Source organism: Nostoc linckia z4, from assembly GCF_002608075.1.
Taxonomy (GTDB): Bacteria; Cyanobacteriota; Cyanobacteriia; order Cyanobacteriales; family Nostocaceae; genus Nostoc; species Nostoc linckia.
The window spans coordinates 34416-50287 of record NZ_LAHA01000060.1; the positions used below are offsets into that span (position 1 = coordinate 34416).

The 15872-nt window shown below is 38.4% G+C and carries 13 protein-coding genes; 8 read left to right on the forward strand and 5 right to left on the reverse strand.

All coding sequences use genetic code 11. The annotated features are described in order from the left end of the window. Nucleotides 1-8: 8 nt before the first annotated feature. From rplT to VF06_RS31570, 4 genes are all read right to left on the reverse strand, one after another. Complete coding sequence (gene rplT, locus VF06_RS31555) at nucleotides 9-365, reverse strand: 50S ribosomal protein L20 (RefSeq protein WP_099071389.1); 357 nt, start codon at nucleotides 363-365, stop codon at nucleotides 9-11. 21 nt (nucleotides 366-386) lie between these two features. Then, a complete protein-coding gene (gene rpmI / locus VF06_RS31560; protein ID WP_099071388.1) occupies nucleotides 387-584 on the reverse strand; it encodes a 50S ribosomal protein L35 in 198 nt (65 codons plus the stop codon). 235 nt (nucleotides 585-819) lie between these two features. Next, nucleotides 820-2391, reverse strand: a complete 1572-nt coding sequence (locus VF06_RS31565; protein WP_099071387.1) for a hypothetical protein — start codon at nucleotides 2389-2391, stop codon at nucleotides 820-822. A gap of 492 nt (nucleotides 2392-2883) precedes the next feature. Beyond that, on the reverse strand, nucleotides 2884-4302 hold the full coding sequence (locus VF06_RS31570) for an eCIS core domain-containing protein (protein WP_218963856.1): 1419 nt from the start codon (nucleotides 4300-4302) through the stop codon (nucleotides 2884-2886). A 224-nt stretch (nucleotides 4303-4526) separates the two neighbouring features. Here VF06_RS31570 and VF06_RS31575 point away from each other — a divergent pair, with 224 nt between their 5' ends. From VF06_RS31575 to VF06_RS31600, 6 genes are all read left to right on the forward strand, one after another. Next, complete coding sequence (locus VF06_RS31575) at nucleotides 4527-4766, forward strand: hypothetical protein (protein WP_099071386.1); 240 nt, start codon at nucleotides 4527-4529, stop codon at nucleotides 4764-4766. Continuing rightward, complete coding sequence (locus VF06_RS31580) at nucleotides 4766-5290, forward strand: phage tail protein (RefSeq protein ID WP_099071385.1); 525 nt, start codon at nucleotides 4766-4768, stop codon at nucleotides 5288-5290. Before VF06_RS31575 ends, VF06_RS31580 begins: the two co-directional genes overlap by 1 nt. A 23-nt stretch (nucleotides 5291-5313) precedes the next feature. Then, a complete protein-coding gene (locus tag VF06_RS31585) occupies nucleotides 5314-8622 on the forward strand; it encodes a hypothetical protein (protein WP_099071384.1) in 3309 nt (1102 codons plus the stop codon). A 33-nt stretch (nucleotides 8623-8655) separates the two neighbouring features. Beyond that, complete coding sequence (locus VF06_RS31590; protein ID WP_099071383.1) at nucleotides 8656-9207, forward strand: CIS tube protein; 552 nt, start codon at nucleotides 8656-8658, stop codon at nucleotides 9205-9207. Between the two features lie 293 nt (nucleotides 9208-9500). After that, nucleotides 9501-11291 (forward strand): VgrG-related protein, encoded by a 1791-nt coding sequence (locus tag VF06_RS31595; protein ID WP_099071382.1) that lies wholly within the window; start codon nucleotides 9501-9503, stop codon nucleotides 11289-11291. A gap of 305 nt (nucleotides 11292-11596) precedes the next feature. Next, nucleotides 11597-11989: a hypothetical protein gene (locus VF06_RS31600; RefSeq protein ID WP_099071381.1), complete on the forward strand. Its 393-nt coding sequence runs from the start codon at nucleotides 11597-11599 to the stop codon at nucleotides 11987-11989. 264 nt (nucleotides 11990-12253) lie between these two features. On the opposite strand, the gene VF06_RS31605 is transcribed toward VF06_RS31600, so the two are convergent. Next, nucleotides 12254-12847, reverse strand: coding sequence for a PEP-CTERM sorting domain-containing protein (locus VF06_RS31605; protein WP_099071380.1), 594 nt, complete (start codon nucleotides 12845-12847; stop codon nucleotides 12254-12256). 200 nt (nucleotides 12848-13047) lie between these two features. Between VF06_RS31605 and VF06_RS31610 the strand changes: the two genes are divergently transcribed. Both VF06_RS31610 and VF06_RS31615 read left to right on the forward strand, forming a co-directional pair. Next, nucleotides 13048-13461, forward strand: coding sequence for a GPW/gp25 family protein (locus tag VF06_RS31610; RefSeq protein WP_099071379.1), 414 nt, complete (start codon nucleotides 13048-13050; stop codon nucleotides 13459-13461). Nucleotides 13462-13568: 107 nt separating this feature from the next. Continuing rightward, nucleotides 13569-15770, forward strand: coding sequence for a putative baseplate assembly protein (locus VF06_RS31615; protein ID WP_099071378.1), 2202 nt, complete (start codon nucleotides 13569-13571; stop codon nucleotides 15768-15770). Nucleotides 15771-15872: the final 102 nt, after the last annotated feature.

Genomic DNA, 15872 nt, shown 5'->3' on the forward strand with positions numbered 1-15872 from the left:
TACCACCTTTATCTTTTAACTTGATTGGCTAATTCAGCAACTTTGCCGAAACTTGCAGGATCGAGTACTGCTAGTTGTGCCAACATTTTGCGATTTAGTTGGACTTCAGCTTTTTTCAAGTTTCCGATCAACTGGCTGTAACTCAAGCCGTGTAGTCTTGCAGCAGCGTTGATGCGAGTAATCCAGAGGCGACGAAAATCGCGCTTTTTCTTTTTGCGATCGCGGTAGGCACTCCGCAGCGCCTTCATTACTTGTTGGTTAGCAGTTCTAAACAAAGTCGAGTGGGAACCGCGAAAACCTTTAGCTAATTTGAGAATTTTATTGCGGCGTTTGCGAGCTACGTTACCGCGTTTTACCCGTGTCATATACTTAATTTCCTAATGGGCTTACAAGTATGGCAGCATTAACCGCACGTTATCTTCATCGCGTTCGTGTACAAGTGTAGTCTTGGACAGGTCACGCTTTTTGTTGGAGGTTTTATGCTCTAAAAGGTGGTTTTTGAAAGCTTTGCGACGGACGATTTTGCCGCTGCCGGTGGCACGGAATCGCTTCGCTGCTGCTTTACGAGTCTTGAGTTTAGGCATTGTCTAGCTTTAATTCGACACAATCCCTCATTATATATCATTTAAAGTTCGTTCAAGTTCAAAACTGAAGTTTTTCAAAAGAGAACGGCGAACTCTGAACAGGGAAGAGTTTAGGATTTGGCAATCAAACCCTTTTCCGGTAAACCAGAAAGCTCGCCCTAGTGAGAGCAACTTCAATCTGCAACACTAGGGGCCCTATACATCTGTTTTATGTACCTGAAAAACACTGTTATGGTTACAGTTTTAAAACTTGCGAATTTTTAGGCAAGCTAGATGTATCAAAATCAACCTTTTTACCAGTTTTATCTAGCATATTCACTACAATATAAGACTGGTCGTATTTGTTGGTTTCTGAGAAAAATCTCTTGATTTCGTTTGTTCTTGATTTCCAACCTTGGGCGTAAAATATAAACTTATTCTTTCCATTATCTACAGATAATAGAGGTATGTATTCGAGTTTAGGCTTCAAGGAAGATTTTTTCTGAGCCACCACAGAATCATCTGTAAGGATATTCGATTTTTGACCCTTCACCTTTGTCTGTGCTGATATTAATTGCATTTGAGCAGCTGCGGGAATAGTATCGCCAATTACAAAAATTGGCTTACCTTTTGGCTCTAATTCGTGTAGTTTTGTTCCCAGTTCTGTAACTGCGTAAGAGTATTTCTTTGATAACGGCGCAGAATAAGAATAGTGATTGCTAATCACAACAGCAAATATGAAAAGTGCAGCGATGGCTACTCCTGTTTTTTGATGATTTTGTACAAAGGCTCTTACTTTGGGGAATATATCTGCAAAGAAAATGGCAATACTAATTGCTACAACAGGAGATAAATAAATAAAATGACGGGCTGGAGCGGGATTTGGCAGCCAAAATATGTAATTTATTAATACCGTTGGTAAAATAAAATACAAATCTTGATAACTACGTTTACGCCATAAATAGACGCAAGATATCAAAAAGATGACAAAAAATAAAGGATTCAACCCCCAAATAAATAGTAGATTACCACGCAAAAATTGATCGACGTATCTCACAGGATTATTCCATAATAAAATTTGCTCAAATATTCCACCATTCTTTTCGAGATGAATATATGGCAGTTGAAATTGTATTACCTTAAAAATGACCAGTGGTAAAAAACTATATAAAATCGTAGGGAAAACAATCTTTTTTAAAGTATAGCCTTCAAGAAATAGACACGCTGGAATCAAAGTAAACATTAGTATTGCATCCAGCCTGAACATTAAACACAAAGCAAAAGCCGCAACAATTAATATATCCCATAAAATTAAGATTAATTTATTTGAAAATAATCTCAATGAGTTTAGGGAAGAACGATAACTAATCAAGGTTAATCCTATAAACATGAATACTACAGATCCAACCATAGGATGTGCGTATTGTGCAGTTATCCTCCACACTGGAAGTAAAATTAGTAAAACATTTGCTAATAACGCTATACTTACTCCCCAATATCTTTTAACTAACAAGAAAAAAGGTATGACCATCAAAATGCCAAAAACTGCATTTATATAGTTCATCAAAGGAACAATTAAAAGCAAATTCTTTTTAAAAATAGGTCTAAAAAAGTCTACTAATGCATAATAGGCAAAAGAGATATCACTGCCATAAAGCCTTCTAGCTCCTAATGGTTTGTCAAATAGTATCAAGTCATTCATACCTACGATCATCCGGTAGCTATCTCTTTCGCCAAATGTTGCTTGATATGCATTCAGCAGATAAAAGATAGTAGCGAATACTAATAGTATTAACAGCCCTAAAACGACTTTATTTTTTTGTTTCATAACTCAAACTCCATCCTGGATATACAACTAACCTGAGAGGATGTTGGAAACTTTATGAGAGTCAAAATTTGATGACAATTGGTTGACAAGCAGTGAGAGTAGTCAGGCAGATAAACATCTTCCTTGGTTTAAATAGCTGATAGCAGTGCTTAGATTTATTGATTATAATTTTTATTCGTTCAGATAATTAAAAGTTTGTTATTCGTATATATCTCCTGGCTGATTAATTGTGAGTTTGACTTGGGGACGAAGCAGTGGTATTGGACTAATGTCGTGTGCAAGAGGGTCTAGGTATTGAGAAGTAATCTGTGGTGATTTTCTTGGGCTGAATTTTGTGTTCTTTCATATTTTTCTAATGCCCAACCAGTAGCTAGATGAGTATTTTACTAATATCAACATCTAGTGTAGAATGATGTCTTCTCTAAAGCGATCGCACTAAAACATCGGACGATCGCATTAAATTGTGTTCTATGCAGACGTTTCTGTAAACCTTTATCTCTTGACCTTTATCTTCTCTTTGCGAATTATAGCTACCAAAATTCGGTGGTTTCCTTGAATAACGTCTTGTCCAGATACCTCCAGTGCGGGCCATGAATCAGCACTTGATTTGCTAAGGTTAGTAACCCTTTCCAACGTATCTTCCGCCCGCTCCCTCTCGAAACGTTTCAACTCTGGATTATTTGCCTTTTCCGTTAGTATCTCTTTTAGGCTCTCCATTGAACTGACTGTCCTATACTCTTGGAGATCGGCTCTCAGTGCGAAAATGTTCGGATCGACTAGCTCGACTTTCTCTTCCTTGTTGTCTTCCTTCCCTCCTCTTCCTTCTCCCAATTCTACTGGTGTTGGGTTATAGTCCTCATCTTCAGTGTAGTAATGTCCCTCATCGAAGTCATATCGCACTTCCGCTCCCTTCAGCCGACCATTGAGAACCATAAACGCCCCACCACCAACCTGTCGCAACTCCACACCCGTTACATCGTCTATATGGGTTGCATCATTTTTCCCTTCTACTTTTACTGGCTTTCTCTGGATTTCCCCTATGTGTCGTGAGTTGGTTTGTTGCATGGGAGGTGAATTGTGCAGTATAGAGGAATAGTGCGATCGCTGCACCATCCCCCCACTCTGCTGGAGAACGTGAGTCAATTCATGCGCTAACAATTCCTGTCCGTCCGCACTCTGTGGATTATATTCCCCTTGTTTAAAGAACACATCCTGTCCTGTGGTGAAAGCACGCGCCTGAATTGATTGATTCAACTTGTTTGATTGACTATCCGTGTGAACCTTCACGCCACTGAAATCAGCACCAAAGGCCTGTTCCATCGGTTCGCGGATATTGTCAGCCATCGGTTGTCCATTACCCTTTGCTTGGTTGATAGAGGTTTCCAAGTTTGGGTTAGCAGCCATCCCAGCTTTACCCTGATGCTGCACCATCGGCTTCATCTGTAATTCTTCTTCCTCTTCCTCTTCCTCTGGTGCTGACTCTCGTTGCAGGGTGCTATTATCCAGAGATTTCATTTGTAATTCTTCTTCCTCTTCCTCTGGTATTTCTTCCCGTTGCACCAGAGGCGTGATGGAATTTGCCAGAGGTTGCATTTGCAATTGTTCCTCTTGTGGCACTTGTTGGCGATGGATAGACGCATGATTTTCTAGTTGTCCCAATTTTCCCACCACCTCCTGCGCCACTGTATCAGCTTGTTGCTCGTAAATATCTCCTGGCTGATTAATTGTGAGTTTGGCTTGGGGACGGCGCAGTGGTATTCGACTAATGTCGTGTGCAAGAGAGTTATCTGGTAGTGGTTGGAATGAAGCGCCAGAGGACTGGGAACCAAAACCCCGCGTTGGTTGCTTGAGTGCAGGTATTGAGAAGGAATCTGCGATAGTTTTTTTGGGCTGAATGATGCGTTCTTTCATAATTTTTCAATGCCCAACCAGTAGCTACATGAGATTTTGCTTGATACCAACATCTAGACTACAGCGATCGCACTTGTAACACAACTGACCAACTATATATTTATTGGGCATAGGGCATAGGGCATTGGTAACAACGCTAATGACTAATGACTAATTCGACTTTTGGCTACTTTTGATTCTGATGCAGTACCTTTAGCCTTGATTCTAGGAGAGTTTTTTTATTTATGGATTCATATCAGAAACAAACTTTTTTCACATTGAATGGAGACGTTGGTGGTGCTGCTGGATACGCAGGAGTCTCAGTAACTTCTGATGCTAGTAAAGTGGCTCAAACTGCGAGTAAATACCTCAACGATTCGCTGCTGTTGCATGAACTCACAGAACAAGTGTATAAACTTTTGCAAGAGGATTTGCGATCGCAGCGCGAAAGAATTGGTAATTATAGTTCTCAAAGGTGGTTTTAATGGCTGGAAATGGTAATAACGGCAAAGTTACTCACGAATTAAATTATGTTACTAGTAATCGTTTTTATGTGGAAATAGATAGTTCTATTGCTGCATCTTTTACTGAATGTACTGGTTTAAGCGTTCAAATTAAGAAAAACGTTTTTCAAGAAGGCGGCGTCAACGACCAGCAAAGAATTTATTTAGGTCATACAGAATTTGCAGATATCACTCTTAAACGTGGAGTTACCGACCATCCAGGTTTTTGGAATTGGATAAACGCAGTTTTTGATGAACAAAAGAGAACATCCCGACGGAATGTCAATATTCTAATTTTTAATCAATCTGGTGAAACGATGATGAGTTGGACTTTGATTGGTGCTATTCCAGTAACTTGGAAAACACCTACACTCCAAGCTGATGGTAAAGCCGTTGCTATTGAAGAATTAACTTTAGCTTATGAAGGCTTAAAAGTTGCGAGAACTTCGGGAGGAGGTAATTCTGTAGAACGAAATGAAAAAACAGGATATTTCGTTTCTAGTTAATTCGCAACTTTTAAATTATAACTATGCAAATCATCAAACCTCTGTTAACAAACAACACTCAACCACTTGGTGTCATATCATCTTTATCTAAAACTGACAGACTCATATTCAAAAAAGAGTCTGATTTTCTACATTCACGCCGTAATTTTCTCACTCCCATACAAACAAAATCACCATTAGTCACATCTTCGCAATTTTTATTATCTCGCGAAGCAGAACCATCGATACAACCGGTAATCGGCTGGGATAGCTGGGATAATCCAGATATCGATATGAAATTTCCATTTATTGATTTTGACCCTTTTCAACCAATCGATTCACAAGAAAATAATAATTTCGATTCTCCTGAAATAGTAACAAACAATATTCCAGAAATACAATCTAGTTTTATTGAGAATAGTATAATTTATGATACTTCGCCAGAAATAAATATTCAAAAACAAAGTAAAAACACAAATAAAAATCAAAGTAAATCTCAATCAAAACAAACCAAAAAATCTACACAAAAGCCTAAAAACAAATCCACCAATAAAAAATCAACTAAATCATCTACACCTAAAAATGTTGTACAAACTGCCGATGACAGTAATATTACTATTCATCCTCATCAAGATATCTTTATTGCATCAAACAATTATCTTTCTGATGAAGTTAATTCGAGTATTCCTCAAACACAGAATGAATTTCATATCAAATCTTTAATTCCCGATCCTCTTTTATCACCTGCACATTTAGAAGAAAATAATTCACCTACATCACAACAGGATATTACTTTAGATAATACAACTCATAATAATTTTATTAATAAAATCACGCCGTCTACTTTGTCTAATGTTCAAGAACAACCAACTTTATTTAAGAACATAGCTAACGAAGAATCGCAAGTGTTTTCTGAGTTACCATCTACCTTATCCAGTGTAGAAGCGCCTACTTCCGAAAGAATTACACCACCTTTACAGCAAAAGAATAAATTAGGTGAAAACATAAATCAATTACCAGAGAATTCCCCTAGAGAATTTCCTTTGTCTAACAATGTTGAAAACATATTTACCCAGCCTAATAATTTTATCGATAATCAACCAATAGTCACAGAAACATCAGAAGCAAGTCCAACGCCACGACAACAAGATGTTGAAATTATTCAATCATCACAAAAAACTGAAATTCCAGATATTTCAGTAATTCCCACGCCACGACAACAAGATGTTGAAATTATTCAACCATCACAAAAAACTGAAATTCCAGATATTTCAGTAATTCCCACGCCACGACAACAAGATAGTGAAATTATTCAACCATCACAAAAAACTCAGATTCCAGATATTTCAGTAATTCCCACGCCACGACAACAAGATGTTGAAATTATTCAATCATCACAAAAAGCTGAAATTCCAGATATCACAGTAATTCCCACGCCAAGACAACAAGATAGTGAAATTATTCAATCATCACAAAAAACTGAAATTCCAGATATCACAGTAATTCCCACGCCAAGACAACACGTTATTCAAACAGATGAACTTTCTTTAGAAGTTGACAATCAAAGTATTACTTCTTTGGAAAATGTCATCCACAAACAAGAAATATTACCAATTCCAACTCCTCCATCAACTAAACAAGCATCAAAAAATCAAAGTAATAATTTTGATGAAATAAAAGCAATTGAGCCAGATTTAATTTCAGATAATTCTATTACTAATTTTGACACAGGTAATTTTTTCATTGATGATTCTGAAATTACTTCACCTAATGTTGAAAATTCCGCAGAAAACCACAGTAGTGTTATCCTACCGCCTGTCTTAGATGTCCAAAAAAATCCTATTGTGCTAGAACGAGAAGTTGAATCTAGTGTTACGAGTAAATCTTTAGCCTCTGTACCTGTTCAATTAACACCTACTTCCGCCTACATTGAAAATAAATTTAGTTTTTTCAGCGATTCTGATAGCAATGAACAATTAACAAATTCAGAATCACAATCTCCTTTAGTGGTTAATGTCTCAGATGTTCCAAAAAATAAAATTTCACTGCAACGCGATAACACTCTTGAGAATACTAACAGCGAGTCTAGAGAAAATCAGCTGCATTTACCACTACATGAAATTGATGAAGCATCAGTAGTGAGCAATATCTTACCTGAGATTCGTGACATAGAAAAGGTTAGTAAGATATCGCCTGAAATTGATGAACCATCAGTAGTTAGCAACATATCGCCTGAAATTGTTGAAGCGCCTAAAATTAATAATACATCGCCTGAGATTGATGAAGTTGCAAAAGTCAGGGATATGTCATCAAATCTTGGGGAGACATCGACTATTTTTAGAAAAATAGTTGATAATGAACAAATAGTAGAGTCAGAATTGTTAAGTGCGATCGCTAATTCTGAAAACTCTGAAATTGAGACTTCACAAAATCAGCTAAACACACCACCTCAATTTACACAAAATACCACCATCGAAAATTTACCAGCACCTAAAGGTTATGCTACTGGTGGTCAAGTAACAAATTCTCACCTTGAAAATAATCAGCATATAGCACCGTCAGATACCGTACCTGCAATGCTGACACCAGGAGAGTTTGTTATTAATACCAGAGATGCACAGAAAAATCTCCCTCTACTACAACACATCAACAGTGGCGGGACACCGGACAATATTATTCCAAGTTTACAGATACCCAACGCTAAAGAATCGGAAAAAATAACTTCTCCACATTCGACTAAAGTCGATTCTTTTACAGACACTTCATTACAACTCAAATCTCAGGAATCTAATTCTTTAATTCCTTCTTCCTTGGGATTAAATGCTGAAAAACATCAACTTTCAATAGTTAAGTCTCCACAAATGAATACTATTGAAAGCAAAACCACTGATGCACCGATTATTTCACCACAATATTCATCACCTCCCCTAATTTTTAGAAAAACAAATTCCACCACCAACACCCCTTATCAACGGTCAGATACACCTTCTCAATGGTCAAATTTGCAAGAATTATTTAATGGTAATAATAACGAAGATGAATTTACAAACTTCTTTAGCAGTGGAGAATTTAATAACCCAAATTCAGAATCAGAATCATCACAATTTTTTGCAAAACACCAAGCTGCACCTAGAGGTTTCGCTGAAGGTGGAGAAGTCACTGCACCCGCATCTGCAAATACAGAATCAGTCAGCGAAACAGTAGAAAATACTTCTGCAAAAGGTGAAGAAGAGAACAAAGATGATACAGCCGATCTTGAAGCTTTAGCACGTGAAATTTATAGTAGATTACGCCAACGTTTAGAAATTGAACGAGAACGTCATGGCGATTTTATAGGTCGTTTATCTTGGTAAATTTTATTCAAAAAAATTAGGAGAAATCGTCAAATGGCAACCCCAGCAATTATTGTTACCCAAAAACGGAAACCACAACTTGAAAAAGCCAAACTTGTAGCTTATAACGGTGAATCTGACGATATTGAATTGATGTTTAATCCCACCGAAATTAGTTTTAGTCGTTCTGTTGAGTGGAAAAGCAATGATGGTAACAGAGGTACAGAACTTTTGCCAAAGGTAAATTTTTCTGGAGTTAAACCTTACACCTTTAGCCTCAAGCAGTTGTTGTTTGATACTTATGAAACTAAAGAATCGGTAATGAAAAAGTATGTGGATAAAATTAAGAAAGGCGTAGAAACAGTTAAAGGCGCGCGTGACAAACGTCCACCTGTCTACATATTAACATGGGGAAATGAGTATTTTTATTGTGTAATTACAAAACTAACTTACACATTAAATATGTTTTTAACTGATGGTACACCAGTGAGAGCAATGGTAGATATTGAATTACAAGAAGTAGATAAAAATAACCTTCCTGGAGGAAAAGAATCTCAATCTAAAGGTAAAGACCGCAAAGCAGATCCGAAAGTTGCAAAAACGTAGTTAGAATTCAGAATTCAGGAGTCAGAATTCAGGAGTCAGAATTCAGGAGTCAGAATTCAGAATTCAGGAGTCAGAATTCAGGAGTCAGAATTCAGGAGTCAGAATTCAGAATTCAGGAGTCAGAATTCAGGAGTTTGGAGTTTGGAGTCGAAATAAAAAACACGATAATGGTTTGAGACATGATTATACTAATCACCTAAATTTATTCTGAATTCTGAATTCTGAATTCTGAATTCTCTATAAAACTTTTCCCCCGTTTCAGTAAAAGATTTAATATTCAAAAATTGAAGCTTATGCCTAATGCTAATCTTTATTTAAGCGATCCTTTAATTAAGATAGAAGGACAACCCGCTTCTCCTGAATTACTCAAAGATTTGCTGCAAATGACTGTGGAAGAAAGTCTACATTTGCCAGCAATGTTTACTTTGGTAATTCATAATAGCTATATTCCTACATCTGACCGTGCCCAAAATCAACCTTGGCGACACGAACAAATTTTTAAAATTGGCAAGAAAGTAACCTTAGGTTTCAAATCTAGTACTACTCAAGATTTGAATTTTAGAAATGAAAAAACAAAAATCCTTGTTGAAGGTGAGGTAACAGGTCTGGAAGTTCACTTCAATGAAAAATCGGAAGCTAATATAATTGTTCGTGGCTATGATTTTTCTCATCGTCTTCATAGAGGCCGTTATAATCGCTCTTTTTTAAATATGACTGATAGCAATATCGTCAAAAGAATTGCTCAAGAAGTAGGCATAAATACTGGAAAAATAGATGACAGTGGCGAAGTCCATAAGTATGTATTTCAAGAAAATCAAACTAATATGGAGTTTTTACAAGAAAGGGCTGCGCGTATTGGTTTTGATTTATTTATTACAGAAGATAAGATAAATTTTTGCAAGCCAGAAAGTCAGGCGTCTTTAGATTTAAAATGGCTAGTTGATATTAGTAAATTTAGTACTCGTGTCACTAGTGCTGAACAAGTAAATTCTGTGGAAGTACGCGGTTGGGACTATAGCCAAAAACGATTGATTAGCTCAAAAGCTAATAAAGAAAAGCAAATTACTAAAACAGGTAATCAGTTAGGAAGTAGTACCAGTAGTGCATTTCGCAATCTTGCAACTCCCAAAATGATTGTTGTAGATAAACCTGTTGTGACTCAAAAACAAGCAGATGTCATGGCTCAGGCTTTGTGTGATGAATTGGGAGGAGAATTTATTTATGCAGATGGGAAAGCATTTGGAAATCCTGAAATTCGACCGAGGCGGGTGATTCGTCTGCAAGAATTAGGCGATCGCTATAGTGGTCAATATTATGTCACAGAAACACGTCATTTCTACAATGGGCGAGTTTATGAAACTGATTTCAGTGTCCGTGGCTTACGTGCTGGTAACTTATTTACAACTCTATCTACGAAAAAACATTTACAGCCATCTGAGACTTTATTAGTGGGAATTGTCACTGATAACAAAGATCCACAGAAATGGGGTAGAGTCAAAGTCAAGTTTCCCACTCTCACAGAAGAACATACAAGTGACTGGGCGAGAGTTGTAGCTTTGGGAGCAGGACAAAACAGAGGTTTTGATTGTTTACCAGAAATAAACGATGAAGTATTAGTCGGTTTTGAACATGGCGACATCCACCGTCCCTACGTAATTGGCGGGGTATGGAATGGTAAAGACGCACCACCAGAAAAAGTAGATGACTCAGTTGGTAGCAAGGGTGTGAGATTACGTACTATTAAAACTCGTGTTGGACATGTTTTACAGTTCATCGAAGAAGATAAAAGTACCAGTAAAACAGGTATTCGGGTAGAAACTAAAGCTGGTCACAAAATGTATTTAAATGATAGCGATCGCCACATCGAAATTAAAACCGCAGGCGGTCATACAATCAAAATGGACGATAGAAGTAAATCTATTTCCATCGAAACCACAGGCGGTCATCAAATCCAAATGAACGACGCCGGTAAATCTGTTTCTGTAAAATCAACAGGAAATCTGTCATTAGATGCTGTTGGCAATATAGACATTAGTGCTAATGGCAATATTACAGTTAAAGGTGCGATAATTCGCCTGAATTAAAACTTCTTGAAAAAGATATAACTACCTCTGGACTGAATTTACACGATAGTCATAAAATTTAGTAAAATTTAGTAAATTTATTGAACTATTTGGTAACAATTTAAAAGCTTATTCTGCTTCTTTTGTCAAGATTTTACTCTAGCTAATTAGATAAACTCATCCAATTTAACTTTCGAGTTTTAGATTTTTATTGAATCAAAAATTGCTTACTTTTCTTACTTTTCTTACTTGGAATAATATCTGATTCTTGTTAAGCTGCGGATGTGATGTTATTCGCTATCTAGATTAGTAAAAGTCTAAAACTCATGAAAAAACTCATTGCCGTTTTACTACTCGTACTTTGCTTGACTTTCTCCATAGGACAGGGACAAGCACAAGCAGCAGAAAGTTGCGAAAACGTTCTGAATCAGGGATCTGCTACCGTTGAATCAGGCTGGTTTACACAACAAGCTCCAACGATTGGTTGGTATAAAGGAGCTATCACCACAGATGTGAAATATGATGTCTGTACGCCAAGTGCTGTTATCAGAGTCAATGGTAATGACTGGAACAAATTCGTAAAAGAAGGAAAATTAGACGGCTTACGATATGAAGTATATCAATATGCCGAAAAAGATGGAAATTACCAAAATTTCTTATTTAGACAAATTAAAAGTGGACAGCCACAGACAATTACAGCAGCCCAATTTAGACAGTAATAGCTGAAGTAATGTTGATAAAAAGCCCCTCTAGTAACACACTGAGAGGGGTTTTATTTTGGTTAGGACTTACGCAAAAACTCTCTTAAACTCTCATTCCTCCGTGAACTCTGTGTCCTCTGTGGTAGCCTACGACAAGCCGCTCCGCGTCTACGTTTTCCATTGGCTGTGCGTAAGTCCTATTGGTAATGAAATATTCCATAGAAGAGTGTTGACGGTTAACAGTTAACAGTTAACAGTCAACAGTTTACAGATTTGTATCGCTTATTCTATTTTGTTAGTAAATTTCGATGACTTATTACCTTTTAATACTGAAACAATCCCCAAAGTACCGAAGGCTAACAAGCTAATAATAGAGGTGGTTTCAGGGACGGTAACTATAGTTGCAGAAAAACTAATGGCTAATTCACTGTCTTCGGGCCCAAAATTTTCAAAACCTGGTACAAATGGCGGCGCGGAAAAAACCTCTAAATAACTTGGTATCGGTAAAAAACTAGCGAAAAAGGGACTAGAATAATTTCCTCCAGAAGTAGAATATCCAAAACCGTCACCCGTTAATTGCTGAGCATTCAGACTAATTAAATTGTCAACCTCAAAAGGTTCGTTTCCTGGTATGGGAGTTCCAGTAGGTTGCAGACCGGTAATTGTTTCACCATTTCGCGTACCAGTAATTCCCAAAATCTGGTAAAATCCCAAATCGTCGGGAGTGTCATTAGTAGTGAAAGTACCGCTAGCGGTTATACCAATACCAGAATAATTCCAGTTCCAATTTAAAGCAGAGGCGGCTTGCATTGTTCCAAAAACAAATCCAGATGTAGCAGCAATAGCTGTGACAGATAATAGAGCTAAATTTTTCATGGAGATTGTTAATGCGCGGATTTCGGAAATTGAGTTAAGCTACAGCGTAACCCAAAACAAATGCCATTAGTCATTGGTCAACAGTCAACCGTCAACACTCAACACTCATCCCTCATCCTCGACCTTTGGCGAATAGGCTTTACCCTTTTGTGCCGATATCTTTGAAGATATACATTATCATCGCTGTCTAAGTGCCAGATATGGTTTATGGTCGCGAGCGAGACTATTTAGGAACGGGTTGGGCTTATCCGTTGCGCTTGAATGTGCAAGGTGGGATACAGCTGAGCCGTGAAGAACAAAAAGTTAAAGAATCTATTTGGATTATCCTCCGTACTGGAGTCGGCGAGCGGGTTTATCGGCCTACTTTTGGTTCGCGCTTGTCAGAATTGGCCTTTGCACCTTTAAATACTGATACTCTGCTGCGAATTCGGATTTATGTTTTGGAAGCTTTGGAAGTTTGGGAACCACGCATTATTGTTGATGAAGTTCTCACGGAACCCGATCCTATACGCGGCAGAGTAGATATTACCATCAATTATCGACTCAAAGAGGGTCACGATATTTACAGCTTTGTTTATCCTTTTTATTTAATTTCAGCTGGGGAGGAATTGTGATATCAATTCAAAATTTAAAATTCAAAATTCAAAATTTTAGAAAAAAAACGCGATGAATCGCGTCTCTAGAAAATGGTTTATTTGTCACATTCTTTTTTTAAATTGGTATGAACTTTGATTTTTTACCAAAATTACCTTCTTCCAACTTAGACGATCGCGCTTTCGATGACTTAGTTGATGAATGTATAATGCGTATTCCCCGGTATTGTCCGGAATGGACAGACCACAATCTTAGCGACCCAGGAATTACGCTGATTGAATTATTTGCTTGGTTAACTGACCAAATGTTGCTGAGATTTAACCAAGTACCCCGAAAAAATTATGTGGCTTTTCTGGAATTACTCGGTATTCGTCTCCAGCCTCCAGCCCCAGCACACACAGAATTAACTTTTTATTTAAGCGCTGAATTACCTGAAGCTTATACTATTCCCGCCGGCTTAGAAGCTGCAACTATTCAAACTGAAACTACAGAATCTATTACTTTTAGCACAGATAAACCGCTAGTCATTGGTAAACCCAGAATACAGCACTTTTTAACTGCCCAAACCACAGAAGATATTCCCCAATCTCTGCGAGAGAGAGTCACAACTTCCTGGACTCGTCAACCTGATGGTTACTGGACGGGTAACGAACAATCAATTTTTGAAGAGGAACCCCAGCCTGGTAACTGTTTTTATTTAGTGATTAATTCTGACGATCCTTTAGATGCTAATGTTTTAGAAATTATTTTCCAAGGAGCTGCGGCTACCCCTGCTGGGATTAATCCTAATCAGCCACCCCGCAAATGGGAAGCTTGGGATGGAGAAAATTGGGAACCAGTTTTATTACAAGAATCAGATGATAAAACTCGCGGCTTCAGTTTTTATGAAATGGCTCAACAAGGGGAAAACCCGGCTCAAGGAGGAGAGGTGCGTTTGCATCTACCGCAAGTTTGGCCTGTAACTAACTTTACCTCTTACCGTGGTCGCTGGCTGCGTTGTTCTTTTAGCATCACACAAACCAATCAATCTGGTTACAATCGTCCGCCACGAATTACTGGTTTAGCCGTGCGGTCAATTGGCGGTACAGTCAGGGCTAGTCACAGTACGCTGATTCTTGATGAACGCTTGGGAATTAGCGATGGTACACCCGGTCAGACTTTTCAGTTACAAAGCTCACCAATTTTAGACCGCAAAGAAAACGAGTATATTTTAGTAACACCAGCCAATGGTTTACCTCAGAAATGGACTGAAGTGAGAGATTTTGCTGATTCTGCACCACATCACTTTCATTACACCATTGATTCCCTCACCGGTGAAGTGCAATTTGGCCCCTTGATTCGGGAACCCAACCAACTCAAACAGCAAACAAAAGTACGAAGCAAGATTCAGCAACCATCACTAGATGATACATACGTCCAACTCAGTACTCTAGAAAACAGACAATCTCAACATCAATATGGAGCCATTCCTCCCCGTGGCGCTGAAATTAGAATAGTAGCATATCGCACAGGCGGCGGTAGAGAAGGCAACGTACAAGCCGGGGCAATTCAGTTTTTAAAGTCTGCATATCCATACATTGACAGCGTAATCAACTTAATACCAGCAATGAATGGTGCTGATGCCGAGTCACTGGAACAAGCCGTGATGAAAGCACCGCGAATTCTTCGTACCCGCGATCGCGCCGTTACCGCCGAAGATTTTGAAGTTTTAACCCAACAAGCCGGTAGAGGAGCGATCGCTCGCGTCCGGTGTTTACCAGCAAATTCACGTAGGCAAGCAGGTATAGTTAGTTTAGTAGTCGTGCCATTTGCCAATACAGATGCGATCGCTCAAGGAGATGGCATGACACCAGAAGAATTTGGTCTCAGTCGCGCCCTGCAAGACCAAATTTTGAATTACTTAGATGAAAGACGGTTATTAGGAGTACAAATAGAACTCCAAGAACCCAATTACGTAGGTGTTTCTATACAAACAGAAATTGCCCTAGAACCTAGTTACGACAACCCTTACGCCAGAGAAGAAATTCGCCGCAACTTAAGAGTATTGCTGTATAAATATTTAAATCCCTTAACCGGAGGACTCGACGGTCAAGGATGGCCATTTGGGCGACCAGTTTATACATCAGATATTGTCGCCTTACTGCAACAAACCCCAGGCGTCCGTCATCTAGGCCCCGTCCTACTATTTCCCATCCGCAAACAAGGAGACACTTGGAGACGACAATCATCACCAGAACAATTAATTGACCCAGGCCCAGAAGGCTTGATATGTTCTTGGGCTGATACAAATCTGCGTTCCAGTCACGACATCCAAATCATGAATCGGTGATAAGAAAAGTGTTGATTGAGGAGTTAGGAGTTAGGAGTTAGGAGTGAACAGTTAGGAGTTAGAAGTTATTCCCCCCATCCCCCCATCTCCCCATCTCCCCAT

Bases quoted from the DNA above. Each gene is read 5' to 3' on its own strand.
- VF06_RS31595 (WP_099071382.1), top strand. From the start codon at position 9,501: ATGCCTAATGCTAATCTTTATTTAAGCGATCCTTTAATTAAGATAGAA.
- VF06_RS31570 (WP_218963856.1), bottom strand. From the start codon at position 4,302: ATGAAAGAACGCATCATTCAGCCCAAAAAAACTATCGCAGATTCCTTC.
- VF06_RS31575 (WP_099071386.1), top strand. From the start codon at position 4,527: ATGGATTCATATCAGAAACAAACTTTTTTCACATTGAATGGAGACGTT.
- VF06_RS31605 (WP_099071380.1), bottom strand. From the start codon at position 12,847: ATGAAAAATTTAGCTCTATTATCTGTCACAGCTATTGCTGCTACATCT.
- rplT (WP_099071389.1), bottom strand. From the start codon at position 365: ATGACACGGGTAAAACGCGGTAACGTAGCTCGCAAACGCCGCAATAAA.
- VF06_RS31580 (WP_099071385.1), top strand. From the start codon at position 4,766: ATGGCTGGAAATGGTAATAACGGCAAAGTTACTCACGAATTAAATTAT.
- VF06_RS31590 (WP_099071383.1), top strand. From the start codon at position 8,656: ATGGCAACCCCAGCAATTATTGTTACCCAAAAACGGAAACCACAACTT.
- VF06_RS31615 (WP_099071378.1), top strand. From the start codon at position 13,569: ATGAACTTTGATTTTTTACCAAAATTACCTTCTTCCAACTTAGACGAT.
- rpmI (WP_099071388.1), bottom strand. From the start codon at position 584: ATGCCTAAACTCAAGACTCGTAAAGCAGCAGCGAAGCGATTCCGTGCC.
- VF06_RS31565 (WP_099071387.1), bottom strand. From the start codon at position 2,391: ATGAAACAAAAAAATAAAGTCGTTTTAGGGCTGTTAATACTATTAGTA.
- VF06_RS31585 (WP_099071384.1), top strand. From the start codon at position 5,314: ATGCAAATCATCAAACCTCTGTTAACAAACAACACTCAACCACTTGGT.
- VF06_RS31600 (WP_099071381.1), top strand. From the start codon at position 11,597: ATGAAAAAACTCATTGCCGTTTTACTACTCGTACTTTGCTTGACTTTC.
- VF06_RS31610 (WP_099071379.1), top strand. From the start codon at position 13,048: ATGGTTTATGGTCGCGAGCGAGACTATTTAGGAACGGGTTGGGCTTAT.